Source organism: Rhizobium sp. Root1203, from assembly GCF_001424945.1.
Taxonomy (GTDB): Bacteria; Pseudomonadota; Alphaproteobacteria; order Rhizobiales; family Rhizobiaceae; genus Rhizobium.
In genome coordinates, this window is the sequence record NZ_LMCW01000068.1 from 81,035 (window position 1) to 94,432 (window position 13,398).

The 13,398-nt window shown below is 61.2% G+C and carries 11 protein-coding genes; 5 read left to right on the forward strand and 6 right to left on the reverse strand.

All coding sequences use genetic code 11. The features are described 5' to 3' along the window. Nucleotides 1–39 precede the first annotated feature (39 nt). From ASC97_RS30995 to ASC97_RS31005, 3 genes are all read left to right on the forward strand, one after another. Nucleotides 40–1,065 (forward strand): RluA family pseudouridine synthase, encoded by a 1,026-nt coding sequence (locus ASC97_RS30995; RefSeq protein ID WP_057472168.1) that lies wholly within the window; start codon nucleotides 40–42, stop codon nucleotides 1,063–1,065. Nucleotides 1,066–1,235: 170 nt separating this feature from the next. After that, nucleotides 1,236–2,144, forward strand: coding sequence for an RNA polymerase sigma factor RpoH (gene rpoH, locus ASC97_RS31000; RefSeq protein ID WP_057472169.1), 909 nt, complete (start codon nucleotides 1,236–1,238; stop codon nucleotides 2,142–2,144). A gap of 386 nt (nucleotides 2,145–2,530) precedes the next feature. Further along, the gene (locus ASC97_RS31005; RefSeq protein WP_244481626.1) at nucleotides 2,531–3,169 is read left to right on the forward strand and encodes an arginase family protein; all 639 of its coding nucleotides are present in this window, start codon (nucleotides 2,531–2,533) and stop codon (nucleotides 3,167–3,169) included. Nucleotides 3,170–3,253: 84 nt separating this feature from the next. On the opposite strand, the gene ASC97_RS31010 is transcribed toward ASC97_RS31005, so the two are convergent. Further along, complete coding sequence (locus tag ASC97_RS31010) at nucleotides 3,254–5,668, reverse strand: hypothetical protein (RefSeq protein WP_057472171.1); 2,415 nt, start codon at nucleotides 5,666–5,668, stop codon at nucleotides 3,254–3,256. Nucleotides 5,669–5,728: 60 nt separating this feature from the next. Beyond that, nucleotides 5,729–7,024 (reverse strand): adenylosuccinate synthase, encoded by a 1,296-nt coding sequence (locus tag ASC97_RS31015; protein ID WP_057472172.1) that lies wholly within the window; start codon nucleotides 7,022–7,024, stop codon nucleotides 5,729–5,731. A 198-nt stretch (nucleotides 7,025–7,222) separates the two neighbouring features. Between ASC97_RS31015 and ASC97_RS31020 the strand changes: the two genes are divergently transcribed. Next, nucleotides 7,223–8,140, forward strand: coding sequence for a DMT family transporter (locus ASC97_RS31020; protein ID WP_057472173.1), 918 nt, complete (start codon nucleotides 7,223–7,225; stop codon nucleotides 8,138–8,140). Here ASC97_RS31020 and ASC97_RS31025 read toward each other — a convergent pair. The 4 genes from ASC97_RS31025 to ung form a co-directional block, all read right to left on the reverse strand. Further along, a complete protein-coding gene (locus ASC97_RS31025) occupies nucleotides 8,137–8,982 on the reverse strand; it encodes a GNAT family N-acetyltransferase (RefSeq protein ID WP_057472174.1) in 846 nt (281 codons plus the stop codon). The two genes, ASC97_RS31020 and ASC97_RS31025, sit on opposite strands and share 4 nt — an antisense overlap. Nucleotides 8,983–9,388: 406 nt before the next feature. Then, nucleotides 9,389–9,997 (reverse strand): alpha/beta hydrolase, encoded by a 609-nt coding sequence (locus ASC97_RS31030; protein WP_057472175.1) that lies wholly within the window; start codon nucleotides 9,995–9,997, stop codon nucleotides 9,389–9,391. A 15-nt stretch (nucleotides 9,998–10,012) separates the two neighbouring features. After that, complete coding sequence (locus ASC97_RS31035; protein ID WP_057472176.1) at nucleotides 10,013–10,945, reverse strand: VOC family protein; 933 nt, start codon at nucleotides 10,943–10,945, stop codon at nucleotides 10,013–10,015. 139 nt (nucleotides 10,946–11,084) lie between these two features. Beyond that, nucleotides 11,085–11,786: a uracil-DNA glycosylase gene (ung, locus tag ASC97_RS31040; protein ID WP_057472177.1), complete on the reverse strand. Its 702-nt coding sequence runs from the start codon at nucleotides 11,784–11,786 to the stop codon at nucleotides 11,085–11,087. 162 nt (nucleotides 11,787–11,948) lie between these two features. Here ung and ASC97_RS31045 point away from each other — a divergent pair, with 162 nt between their 5' ends. Continuing rightward, the gene (locus ASC97_RS31045) at nucleotides 11,949–13,385 is read left to right on the forward strand and encodes a phosphomannomutase (protein WP_057472178.1); all 1,437 of its coding nucleotides are present in this window, start codon (nucleotides 11,949–11,951) and stop codon (nucleotides 13,383–13,385) included. Nucleotides 13,386–13,398 lie beyond the last annotated feature (13 nt).

The following is a 13,398-nucleotide window of genomic DNA, read 5'->3' on the forward strand; positions in this document are numbered from 1 at the left end:
GCGTCCCATTTCTATGAAATACTTCGGAGAAGAAGCGTCGTGAACGACCCCTTTAAACAAGCATCCGGCATTATGAAAGTCCTGACGGCCGATGAGCATGCCGAAGGCCGTCTCGACGCGTGGATGACGGCACAGCTTGGCGAGGAATTCTCCCGCAGTCGTATCAAGGTGCTGATCAAAGAGGGACAGGTCTCGTCCAAGGGGGCGGTTGTTGCCGATCCGCAGAAGAAGGTCCGCCCGGGCGACACGTTCGAGATCAATCTGCCGGAGCCTGAGGACCCGACTCCGAAGGGCGAGAACATTCCGCTCGACATCCTCTACGAAGACGACGATCTCGTCGTCATCTCCAAGCCGTCCGGCATGGTCGTGCACCCGGCAGCCGGCAATTGGAACGGCACGCTGGTCAATGCGCTTATCTATCATTGCGGCGATACGCTCTCGGGCATTGGCGGCGTTCGCCGTCCGGGCATCGTGCACCGGCTGGACAAGGACACGACAGGCGTCATGGTGGTTGCCAAGAACGATGTCGCGCACCGCCACCTGTCGCAGCAATTTGCCGACCATGGCCGCACCATGCCGCTGGAACGGGCCTACCAGGCCATCGTCTGGGGTCGCCCGCGTTCGCTGACCGGCACCGTGAATGCGCCGCTCGGCCGCGACACCGGCGACCGCACGCGACGGGCCGTCAAACGCCCCGGCACGCAGGATGCCGACGAGGCGATCACACACTACGAGGTTCTCGAACGCTTCCACGAAAAGCCGGACGCGACGTCGCTTGCCTCGCTTGTGGAATGCCACCTGGAAACCGGCCGTACCCATCAGATTCGCGTCCACATGGCACATATCGGCCATCCGCTCCTCGGCGATACGGTCTATGGCGCACATTTCAAGACCAAGGCCAACCTCTTGCCAGATGCGGCAAAGAAAACCGTGAACGGCTTTCGCAGGCAGGCGCTGCATGCCTATATGCTGCAGTTCGAGCACCCCCGGACCGGAGAAGTCATGCACTTCGAAGTGCCGTTGCCGGACGATATGGTGGAGCTGGTCGAGATGTTGCGCGCCTAGAAGGGTAACGCCTTCGTGAAGCTGCGCGGTATCTTGAACCGCTGTTCTGCCATACTTATCTGTACATTGACCTAGTGCGGGCTTGGATAAAGCCGCATGTCCCGGTTCGCCTTTAAAAACGCGGGGACGCGTTCGATCGGGGACCGGAATTCAGATAGGAGGGTGCAATCATGGCCCGGAGTAGTTTGCCGTCCATTACAGCCGGTGAGGCTGGTCTTAATCGATATCTCGACGAAATCCGCAAGTTCCCGATGCTGGAACCGCAGGAAGAATATATGCTCGCCAAGCGCTATTCGGAGCATGGCGACCGCGAAGCCGCGCACAAGCTCGTCACCAGCCATCTGCGCCTCGTGGCGAAGATTGCCATGGGTTATCGCGGCTACGGCCTGCCGATCGGCGAAGTGGTATCCGAAGGCAACGTCGGCCTGATGCAGGCCGTCAAGAAGTTCGATCCCGAACGCGGTTTCCGTCTTGCCACCTATGCGATGTGGTGGATCAAGGCCTCGATCCAGGAATACATCCTGCGCTCGTGGTCGCTTGTAAAGATGGGCACGACCGCAAACCAGAAACGGCTTTTCTTCAACCTGCGCCGTCTGAAGGGCCGAATCCAGGCCATCGATGAAGGCGACCTGAAGCCTGAGCACGTTACGGAGATCGCAACGAAGCTGAGAGTTTCCGAGGAGGAAGTCGTTTCGATGAACCGCCGCCTGTCGGGCGACGCTTCGTTGAACGCACCGATCAAGGCCGCCGAAGGCGATGCCGGCCAATGGCAGGATTGGCTTGTCGATGACCACGAGAGCCAGGAAGCCGTCCTGATCGAACAGGACGAACTCGACACGCGCCGCCGCATGCTGGCAAAAGCAATGAGCGTGCTCAACGACCGCGAGCGTCGTATCTTCGAGGCCCGCCGCCTCTCGGAGGATCCGGTAACGCTGGAAGACCTGTCGACGGAGTTCGATATCAGCCGCGAGCGCGTCCGCCAGATCGAGGTTCGCGCCTTCGAGAAGGTACAGGATGCCGTGCGCAAGGAAGCGCTCGAGCGGGCAAAAGCAGTTCGCGTGGTCGAAGCGACCGCCTGACGTCTTGCTCGTCACCGATAATAAAGGGCTTGGGTCTCCGGACCCCAGCTCCTAGTCTAAATCTGGAATTGATTTGATGCTGAACCACTTGCAACGCAGACGTTGCAGGTGGTTTTTCCTTGCCGGAGATATCTTCGTAGAGCACGCTGCAAACTCAACTGTCGCAGGATGCCCATTTCGCGACAAAAACGCCGAAGGAGGCGGCTCTGGAAAAGACGATTCTAACCGTATTCCAGGGACGCGCAGGCGATCACAACGATCTCGCCATACCGGGCGCGGCAACCGTAGCGTCGGCTCTCGCCGGTCAACTCGGCCTAGGCGTTCAAGTCATAGGCACGCCTGAACCGGCACTGAATACCCATTGGCAGCAGGAACTGGATGCAGCCATGCCAGCGTTGCAGGCAATGTCGAGACACTACGAGACCATTTTCGAGCAAGGCGCGCGCCCTCTCACGGTGCTGACCCGTTGCGCTGTCGCCCTCGCAACATTGCCGATCGTCGCCGGTTACCGACCTGACGCATGTGTCGTGTGGCTGGACGCCCATGCCGACATGAACACCCCGGACACCTCAACCTCTGGCTATCTCGGCGGCATGGCGATTTCCGGTGCGGCCGGCCTGTGGGATTCGGGCCTGGGAGCCGGGCTTGCCCTGAAAAATGTGGTCCTGGTTGGTGCGCGCGACGTCGATCCCGCCGAGCACACGCTGATCGACTCTGGCGGCATTCAGATCGTTCGACCGCAAGCGGACATTGGTACGGCAATGATCGACACCATTGCCGGGCGACCCGTCTACGTTCACCTTGATTGTGACGTGCTCAACCCCGGCATCGTGCCATCGGACTATCAAGTCGAGGGCGGCTTGACGTTGTCCGGCTTGCAGGACGTTCTGGGGTGTCTTGCACAGAGTGAACTCCTCGGCGTTGAGATTGCCGAGTTTCAAAATGCATGGGAGATCGGCGGCCATCCGGTCTCGCCGGAAGGGTTTCTTGGAGCAATCGGACCCCTTGTAGAGCGATTTAGGTGAGCACGGATTGGTACACCAACGAATATTCGCGACAGCCAGTGGCGGGTCCTCGGACCCGCCACTTTTGCTTGCTGTTTGAACGGCCTACTGGCTCGTCGAAACGTCGCCGGAAGCGGCCCATTCCTTGATCGCGGCGGCGAACGCCTCCCCGCCTGTCGTTCCCTTCTGCATGGTCAGCAGCGCCCGGCGTCCATTGCGGTAGGTAATCGGAACGTCGATCCAGTCGCGGGTTGCAAGAAGGTCCAGATTGGCCTTGCGGGCATCCGGATAGTCGTTGAGAGCGATCATGTGGAAGTCGTCGGTAATCTTCGCCGGAACCGCGATCAATGCATCGCCACGGTCCTGCTCGGTTCGCTTCATCGAAATGCGCTGAACGCTGTCGATCGCACCACCCTCGAAATTCGGGGGCAGTGAGAATACGACCTCGACGATGTGGCTTGCCGGCAATGACGGGTCCGAGTTCCGCTTGAAGTTAAGCTGAGCCGTCAGGTTGCGCTCGGGAACCGTGACCATACCCTGAACCACGGCCTGCTGCTTTCCGTCCGGCCCTGCCTCATGCTGTAGGCTCCAGACAACCGAACCCTGGATCGCCGTCGGTGAACTCTGTCCGATGCGTTCTTCATAGAGGAACAGCTTTTCGCTGGAGCCGACCGGTGTCGCGGCCGGCGTGGCCGTCCCAGGCGCCACCGTGTCCGGCGCTGTAGCGGCAGCCGGCGCTGTGGCGGGCGTCGTCGCAGTAGGCGCCGCGTCCGACGCGACGTTCTGCTCGGCAACCGATTTTCCTTCGGCGGTCTGGGCATTTGCAACGACAGCCGGGCCGTTATCGACTTCCGAGCCATCGGCAAGCAGCCGCTGGGTGAACTTGCTGTTTGCGGCGGAGCCGTCGTTCAGGGATGCCACTTCCTTCTGACCCTCGGCAGGCTTTGTTGCATTTGCCGGGTCACCGGCCTGCGACGCAGCCGGATCGGACTTTGCCGGTGCTTGCGGTTCGGTCTTGGCGGTCTGGGACGGAGCAGCGCTGACGAGGCCCTTGACCATGTCGACCAACGCACCCTGGTTTGTCCATGCCGCATACGCGCCACCGCCAACGACGCCCAGCGCAAGTAGGACGCCGAAAATCGAACCGAGGCCGAAGCGACGACGCTTCGGTTCCATGCGGAAATTCTTGCCCTGGAACTTGGATGCGATAGCGCTGTCGACATCGGCGGACGACCCGTCGTCGTCTTCCGCGACAACGCCGCGATTGTCGTATCCCCGCAGCTGCGTCGCCTCTTGCCAGGCATCGTTGCTGGCGGCTGCTGCGAGCTCAGCCTTCGGGCTCGGCGTGCCATGGACCTCGGAGAACAGGTCACTGTCGTCGAAACGTGCGTGGACCGAAACCTTCCTCTCGCTATCAATCGGAGGCAGATCGTCGAACGCCGCGGCCTCCCACGAGAAGCCTTCGTTGGCGGCGGGCATCTTCGCAGGCTCCGGCGGATTCTCGATCCCGGAAATCACGTCTTCGAATGCGCGCGCCGCATCGTTTGCAGGTGCAGCCTGCTCCGTTTCGGAGAACTGCCGCAACTCCTCGAGGGCCCAGTCCGTCGCCGCAATCTTGCTGGCGGGCTCGGGCACTGTTTCGGCCGGCTCCGACCAAACCGGGTCGAAATGGCCGGCACCATCTGCATGCAGCGGCTCGTCGCGACTATGCTCGACAAACTCCTTCGGCGCCTGCTCGAATGCATAGACAGGCTCGACGAGACGATTGCTGAGGTCGAAATCGCGCGCCACCGGCTGGGCAACAGGCTGGGCTTTTTCCACCGGTTCCTCGGCGGCTTCAACCGGCTCGAAATAGGGTTCGGCCACAGGCTCCGGAGACAGGTCGTGGAGACGCTCGTCGCGTGGAGCCTCGTCGTGGTGCGGCACCTGCCATGGCGCGACCGGCTCGGGATCGACGTGTGCCACAGGCTCAGGCGCCGTCCATGGCTCGTCCTGCTGCGCCGGAGGCTCCGCCGGAGCTTCTGCCTGCACATCGTGATAGGGCGTCGGCTCCTGATCCTGGTCAGGCTCCTGGTAGGCCGCGGGCTCCTGGTATGGCTCAGGCTCCTCGTAGACAGCTGGTTCGACTTGGGCCGCCTCAGCCGCTACCGGCTCCTCGTGGGCCTGCGGTTCGTGGGCCGGCTCTTCCACCGTGCTCTCGACCGCCAAAGGCTCAGCGGCTGCAGATTGCTGCTCGGCCACATCGTGGGCCTCAGACGCCGTATCGGCGGCGGCCTCCTCGATCGGCGCCCCGTCCGCGGACGGCAGCGCCAGGGCATGCTCGGACTCGACTTCGCGAATTGCGGCTTCAAGCTTTTCAAGCTGCCGTTGCAGCATCGCTTCCGGCGGACGCGGTTTCATATTCTCGAGCTGCCGCTGAACAGCACCGCGAGCACGCTCGTAGACCTTCACCCGCATCTCGGGAGTGTTGTCGGTCAGGCCGTCAACCGCCCGCCGGATAACTGCGATAAAATCCGCCATTAGTACTTTCTCTAAGAGTGTGGTTCGGCAGCCGAACCACACAAATAATGACCCCCGACCTTAGTCCTCAAACGGATCGGTCACAAGTATCGTGTCGTCTCGCTCAGGACTTGTAGACAGGAGAGCGACGGGTGCCCCGATCAACTCCTCGACCTGGCGCACATACTTGATCGCCTGCGCCGGCAGATCGGCCCAGCTGCGCGCGCCAACTGTCGATTCCTTCCAGCCTTCAAGCGTGATGTAGATGGGTTCCACGCGTGCCTGCGCACCCTGGCTCGCCGGCAGATAGTCGATCTCCTCGCCGTCGAGGCGATAGCCGACGCAAATCTTAAGCTCGTCCAGGCCGTCAAGAACGTCGAGCTTGGTCAGTGCGATGCCGGTGATGCCCGAGGTGCGCACGGTCTGCCGCACGAGAACGGAATCGAACCAGCCGCAACGACGCGGGCGGCCGGTGTTGACCCCGACTTCGCGCCCGACGGTCGAAAGGTGCTTCCCGACCGCGTCGTTCAGCTCGCAGGGGAACGGACCTTCTCCGACGCGCGTCGTGTAGGCCTTGGTGATGCCGAGAACATATCCGATTGCCGTCGGCCCGAGACCGGAGCCCGCGGCCGCCTGTCCGGCAACCGTGTTCGACGACGTCACGAAAGGATAGGTGCCGTGGTCGTTGTCGAGAAGCGCGCCCTGGGCACCCTCGAACAGAATGCGCGCGCCGGCCTTGCGCTGTTCGTCAAGCAGGCGCCAGACGTGGTCGATGTAGGGCAGGATCTGGTCGGCCACGGCAAGCAGTTCTGCTTCCAGCGCATCGCCTGAAATCTCCTCGAGGCCCATGCCGCGGCGCAGCGCGTTGTGGTGCGTCAGCAGACGCTCGATCTTCATGCGCAGCGTGTCCGGCTCGGCAAGGTCGATGACGCGAATCGCGCGACGTCCGACCTTGTCCTCGTAGGCAGGGCCGATGCCGCGGCGCGTTGTGCCGATTTTAGTGCCGCTGTTGGACGCGGCATCTTCGCGGAGCGCGTCGAGGTCACGGTGCAGGGAGAGGATGAGCGGCGCGTTCTCAGCAATACGCAACACGTCCGGCGTCACGGTAACGCCCTGGCCGCGCAGCTTCTCGACTTCGGCCACGAAATGATGCGGGTCGACGACGACGCCGTTGCCGATGACGCTGAGCTTGCCGCGCACGAGGCCGGAAGGCAGAAGTGCAAGCTTGTAGCTCACTCCGTCGATCACCAGCGTATGGCCGGCATTGTGCCCGCCCTGATAGCGCACGATCACATCGGCACGTTCTGAAAGCCAGTCGACAATCTTGCCCTTGCCTTCATCACCCCATTGCGAACCGACCACGACTACGTTCGTCATTCACGTCTTCCTGTTAAAGGCGGATCTACCGCACCCTGCTCAAACCCGCGCATCTATAAAACTTTGTTTTTGGGAAAGCGACCCTGTATTGCCGCCTGAATCGGCTTTTTACGTGACAAATCAGCTTGGCACTGGCTATTTGCCCGATCATATGAAGAGGTCTTGCGCCCTTCCCGCGCACGTAGGAAAGAATCGGCCGTGCAGTTTACCGCCTATATTTGTCTCGTCGTCGCAGCGCTTTGCTGGGGCGGCAACGCAGTCGCCGGAAAACTTGCCCTCGGACATATCAGCCCGATGATGCTGACCTCTCTGCGCTGGTTTCTGGCAACGGCCATCATTGCCGCACTGTCCGTCCCGCAACTGAAGCGCGATTGGCCGGTCGTCCGGAAAAACCTGCCCCTGCTCTTCTTTTACGGCATTATTGGCTACACGCTCTTCAATGCCATGCTCTACTCCGCGGTAAAGTATACGACGGCGATCAATGTCGCAATCGAGCAGGCCGGCATTCCAATGCTGATCTTCCTGCTCAATTTCGTCTTCTTTCGTACCGGCATTTCGTTCGCCCAGATTGCCGGTTTCGCGCTCACGCTTTTCGGCGTCGCACTGACAGCCGCCCACGGCGACCTCGCGACCCTGCTGCAGCTCGGCCTCAATCGCGGCGACGGCCTGATGCTGATCGCCGTCGCTGCCTATTCAGTTTACACGATTTTCCTGCGCTGGAAGCCGCCGCTCGATTGGCGAACGCTGATGGCCGTGCCCTCGCTCGGCGCCATGCTGTCGGCGATTCCGCTGCTGGTCTGGGAGAGTTCGCAAGGCGCGGCTCGGATGCCCGATCAACGAGGCTGGCTCATCGCCGTCTACACGGCAATCTTCGCCTCCCTGCTGGCGCAGGTCCTTTACATCAAGGGCGTGGAATCGATTGGTGCCAACAGGGCCGGGCTATTCATCAACCTCGTACCTGTTTTCGGCACGCTGCTTTCGGTTGCCCTGCTCGGCGAACAACTCCAGACATTTCATATCATAGCGCTCGTTCTGGCACTCGGCGGCATCGCCATTGCCGAAAGAGGCCGGCCGAAGAGCGCCGTGCCGACTTCGCCGGCATCCGCCATGGATTAGCCGAGTTCCAGCGTCGTCACACCGAAAACGCTCTTTAGCGGCATCGATGGCGCTGTCCCACGATACATGCGGGCCGTTTCGAAAACAGGCTCCAGCCCCATGCCTGAAGCCAGAGCGACGGCTTCCTTGTTCTCGCTTGGGATGTCGATGAACACCTGGGCACCCTTGGCCTCCGGCGCCAGCTCCGCGAGCAGCGCTGCGGCGCTGTCGGCATCCGCCGCAAAGAGCGGGCCAATTTTGTAACCTTCGTAACAACGGCGGATTGTCCCGTAACCGCGAATTTTGCCGTTCTTGCGCACGACAGCGGTGCGGCGGTGCTTGCGCGCGGAACACCAGGAGGCCACGAAGGCCGGTCGCGGAGCGGGAAAGACGGTCGCGTCATAGCGCAGCAGCCCGTCGACCTTGTCGGATACCGAATGCGCGATCAGCGTCGATTGCGGCACCGACGAAATCACGCCGCCGTAGCGAACCGTCTTGTAAGCCTCTTCGAAGCCAACCTTTCGGTAGTTGTCCTGCTGCGCAGGGACGCCGTCGAGACCGATGCTGCGCCCTTCGGCGGAAGCGATACCGGCATCCCAGATCGCCTTGCCATATCCCTTGCCGCGAAAATCGGGGTGAACCATGTAGAGGCCGAGGAAGGCAAATGCGTCCCCGTATTTGACGACGGAAATGGACCCGACCGGCACCTCGCCAAGTGCGCCGACGAAAAAGCCCGAAGGATCGGCGTCGTAGAAGGCAAGTGAATCGTCCAGGCCCGGATTCCATCCCTCCTGACGCGCCCATTCGAGCACTAGCTCCAACTCACCGGGCCGTATCGGGCGAACGGCAAACTCCGAATTCATGCAACCTTCCCAATCAGGTCCACCGCAAGTGCGCACAGGCGGCATATTAGAGAATATTAAATCGGCCGCTAGGCACAACAGAACGAAGAAACATGTTCATGGCTGAAGCGATCTGCATCGATCGTCATGAGGTGCGAGACGGGAAGTCTTCGCAACAGAATCATCATGGAACAACGAAACTCCAATCTCAAGACAATTACTTAAGACAACATGAACCGGACGGCAGTCGGAAGAATTCGCTCGCGACGTTTCTGGGCCGGGCGAGCATCCACAGTCTCGCAACGTGAATTGAAAGTAAGTTGCGGCACGGTTGAGCGAGATACGAATATCTGTCTTGGCTCCAGCCCGGAGCAGGCTGCCGGGCACACGGACAGCCTTCGAAGGCTGTCCGGCGCACGACGTCGTCTTAGCGGTAGGGCTCGAAAAGAACGCCGACCGCATCGATTTCGTTCGGCCGTATGTCGTGGCCGCCGCTGTGCCACTCCGTCACGACCGAAGCCTTCTGGCTTTCGAAATAGTCGGCCAGAGCCCGCGTTACTCCCGGGGGGCTTATCGGGTCGCGCTCGCCGGCGGTGATCAGCACCTTTCGATTGGCGAGCGCAGGATTTGCCTTGGGCCGAAAGGGAATTAGCGGATGCATCAACGCCGAAGCGTCGAACAGCCCTTTTTCGATCAGCACATTGGCAAGGATGTTGGCACCGTTCGAAAAGCCAAGTCCCAGTATCGCGGACGCGCGATGCTCCGCGGCGAGGTTCTCGACGAAACCGGCCATCTTGCCGGTCGCACGCCCAAGATCGACCATGTCGTAGACCCCCTCGCCCGTTCGCTTGAAGAAGCGTGCCGCCCCGAATTCGAAGACATCGCCGCGCGGCGAGACGATCGTCGCGTCCGGCAGCAGTCGTCTTGCGAAATCGAAGAACTGGTTTTCATCGCCGCCCGTGCCATGCAAGGCAAATAGTATCGGCTTTCCCGGTGCACCGGCATGCAGCCGGTGCACGTAGCTGTTATCAGTCATGACAATCTCCCCGTCTTAGCCTTCGAGCGGCTGCAGATGCTGTTCGATCAACGCGCGCAAATGCTGGTGCTGCTCCGGCAACTTCAACGCTTCTCCGAGATGCGCCGTATCCTCGTCCCTGTTGAAACCGGGCTCGTTGGTGGCGACCTCGAACAGCACGCCGCCCGGCGTACGGAAATAGATCGCCCAGAAATAGTCGCGATCGATGACGGGGGTGACCTGGTAACCCTTGTCCATCAGTGCCTTCCGGACCTCGAGCTGCTTTTCGCGGTTTTCGACCGCAAAGGCGACGTGATGGACGGAGCCGGCACCGGGCAACGCCCGCGAAATGTTCGGCATCGTCTCCAGGTCCACGAGATGCGCGCCGTTGCCGCCTGGGATGATCAGCCGCTTTACGCCGTCACGCTCCTCCTGCAGTTCATAGCCCATGAACTTCAAAAGCTCGGACGTCGCCCCGTCGTCGCGCAGGCGCATGGCGACAGAGTGGAACCCGCGGATTGCATGATCCTCGCCGATGCCGCCATGCGTCCACGGCAGGCGGCTGTCATCCTTGACTTCGACCAGCGCAAAGCCGTCGCCGTCCGGACCGGCAAAGTTCAGGCGTTTCTCGCCGAAGGTTTCATCGGTCTTCAGACCGCCTGCATTCAGCTTGGCGAGACGATCGCTCCAGAAGCCGATCGATCCTTCGGGGATCGAGAACACCGTCGTTCCGACCTCTCCCGTGCCCGGACGGCCCTGTGCCATCTGGGGGAACGGAAAATAGGTCATGATCGTTCCCGGCGCACCGGTCTCGTCTCCGTAGTAGAGGTGATAGACGTCGGGTGCATCGAAATTGACGGTCTTCTTGACACGCCGAAGACCGAGCGCATTGGTGAAGAACTGATTGTTTGTGCGGGCGTCCCCAGCCATCGACGTGACGTGGTGCAGACCCTTGATTTGATCGATCATGTGAGACCCCTTTCTGACCCGCCTCGCGGGCTTTCGATGGGTCATAGATGAGCCTTAACCGCCAATTGGAATAGCCCCATCGGCCAGAACGCATTGTCTCCTTTTAGTAAACGATGCATCGGCATCGTTCAGAAGATTTTCATTCCGCCTGGGGATCGGCCGGCAGTTGCCAATCGATCGGCGGACGGCCATGGGACATCAGGTAAGCATTCGCCTGCGAAAAGTGACGGCAACCGAGAAATCCGTTGTGTGCGGAAAGCGGCGACGGATGGGCGGCCTTCAGAACGAGATGGCGCGAGGTATCCACAAAAGCTGCTTTGCGTTGTGCATAGGCGCCCCACAGCATGAACACCACGGCCTCGCATTCTTCGTTCACCCTGCGGATAACGGCATCGGTGAATGTCTCCCATCCCTTTCCCTGATGCGACGCAGCCTGCGCCTCTTCCACGGTCAGGACGCTGTTGAGCAGCAGAACGCCCTGCCCGGCCCAGTGTTCCAGAAATCCGTGGCGAGCGGGCGGGATGCCGAGATCGGCTTGCATCTCCTTGTAGATATTGACCAGCGAGGGCGGAATCCGGACGCCGGGACGCACGCTGAAGCAAAGACCGTGCGCCTGCCCCGGCCCGTGGTAGGGATCCTGTCCGAGAATGACCACCTTGACGTCCGCAAGCGGCGTCAGGTTCAGGGCGCGAAAATACTCCGACCCCTTGGGAAATATCCTTTTGCCGCTCGCCTTCTGCGCCGTCAGAAATGCCTTGAGCGTCTGCATGTAAGGATTTTCGAACTCCGCTGCGAGCGCGCTCCTCCAGCTCTCTTCCAGCGCTATGGTCTGTTCATTCATGCAATTGCCTCCACCGGCGCCCCGCTGTACGAGCTTTCGACTTGCTTCGAAAAGGGAATTGGCAGACATTTTATTGGTCGTCAGCCGTCAAAATTTAGAAACTTTGTGCAGATTGCTTTCAAAACACTGACGAATTCAAGCGCATACGAGGGCTTATTCAGGATGAAATTTGGGACAAGCGGGCTTCGCGGCCTTTCTGAGGACCTGAAGGGCCGTGCCTCTGCGCTCTATGCGACTGCCTTCGGCCGCTATCTCCTGGACAGCGGCCGGGCCAATTCCGGCGACACGATACTGATCGGTCGCGACTTTCGCGATTCAAGCCCGCAGATTGCCGTCAACTGCGTCGACGCGTTGAGCGAACTGGGTTTCTTCGTTGTCGACTGCGGGACGCCGCCGACACCGGCGCTGGCTCTGTACGGCCAGCAGGAAAACGCCGCCTGCCTGATGGTCACGGGCTCGCATATTCCCGCCGACAGGAACGGCATCAAATTCTATCGGCCCGATGGCGAAATAGACAAGCACGACGAAGCCGCAATTACTGCCGCTGCCGCGGCTCTGGACCGCTCCGGTTTCGTCTTCACGCCGCGCAACGGCCACGCCGAGGATCGGTCCGCGCAATGCCTCGCGCTCTTTTCGGATCGCAACGCGCAATTGCTGGACAAGGGAGCGCTCGCCGGGCTCAAAGTCGGCGTCTACCAGCACAGCACCGTGGCGCGAGATCTGCTGGTGGATCTGCTCGCGCACTTCGGCGCCAACGTCATTTCCTTCGCCCGTTCGGAAAACTTCATCCCGGTCGATACCGAGGCTGTCTCCGAGGAAACGATATCGCTCCTCAAGGCGGCGGCCGAGGAATACGGCCTCGACGCGATCGTTTCTGCCGATGGCGACGGAGATCGCCCCCTTGTTACCGATGAGACCGGCCTGCCGCTGCGCGGCGACGTGCTGGGGCTCATCGCCGCCAACTTTCTCGGTGCGAAATTCGTCGTGACGCCGGTCACGTCGAATTCCGGCATCGAGACGGCCGGAGACTTCACTGTAATCCGGACCCGTGTCGGCTCTCCCTTCGTCATATCGGGCATGCAGGAGGCGTCCGCTGCCGGCCGCAATGGCGTTGCCGGCTTCGAGGCGAATGGCGGCGTGCTGACGGCCAGCATTTTTTCCGTCAACGGTCGGAACCTGCGCGCACTCCCGACCCGCGATTGCTTTTTGCCGATCCTCGCGACCCTGTCGCTCGCAGCGTCGAGCAGACAGCCGCTGTCGGCGGTCGCTTCGGCCTGCCGCCTGCCTTTTGCGGCAGCCGACAGGATCGAGAACTTCCCCGTCGAAACAAGTGCTCGTCTGATGGCCCATCTGCGCGCAGGGTTCGACAATCTTGCCGCGTTTCTGCAGCCGATAGGCGAAGTCGGCGGCGTCAGCGACATCGACGGGCTGCGGGTGACGCTCCGCGATCGGAGGATCGTCCATTTCCGCCCCTCCGGAAACGCCCCGGAGATGCGCTGCTACGTCGAAGCACAGACCGAGACGGAGGCGGCCGATTTGCTGGCCGCCGGGCTCGGCCGCATCCGCCAGTGGGCCGACGCAAACCGATTGACGGCATAAAACCATTCAAGGA

Excerpts from the sequence above, each read along its gene's own strand:
- ASC97_RS31005 (WP_244481626.1), top strand. The coding sequence starts at position 2,531 with ATGCCAGCGTTGCAGGCAATGTCGAGACACTACGAGACCATTTTCGAG.
- ung (WP_057472177.1), bottom strand. The coding sequence starts at position 11,786 with ATGAATGAACAGACCATAGCGCTGGAAGAGAGCTGGAGGAGCGCGCTC.
- ASC97_RS31045 (WP_057472178.1), top strand. The coding sequence starts at position 11,949 with ATGAAATTTGGGACAAGCGGGCTTCGCGGCCTTTCTGAGGACCTGAAG.
- rpoH (WP_057472169.1), top strand. The coding sequence starts at position 1,236 with ATGGCCCGGAGTAGTTTGCCGTCCATTACAGCCGGTGAGGCTGGTCTT.
- ASC97_RS31010 (WP_057472171.1), bottom strand. The coding sequence starts at position 5,668 with ATGGCGGATTTTATCGCAGTTATCCGGCGGGCGGTTGACGGCCTGACC.
- ASC97_RS31030 (WP_057472175.1), bottom strand. The coding sequence starts at position 9,997 with ATGACTGATAACAGCTACGTGCACCGGCTGCATGCCGGTGCACCGGGA.
- ASC97_RS31025 (WP_057472174.1), bottom strand. The coding sequence starts at position 8,982 with ATGAATTCGGAGTTTGCCGTTCGCCCGATACGGCCCGGTGAGTTGGAG.
- ASC97_RS31015 (WP_057472172.1), bottom strand. The coding sequence starts at position 7,024 with ATGACGAACGTAGTCGTGGTCGGTTCGCAATGGGGTGATGAAGGCAAG.
- ASC97_RS31035 (WP_057472176.1), bottom strand. The coding sequence starts at position 10,945 with ATGATCGATCAAATCAAGGGTCTGCACCACGTCACGTCGATGGCTGGG.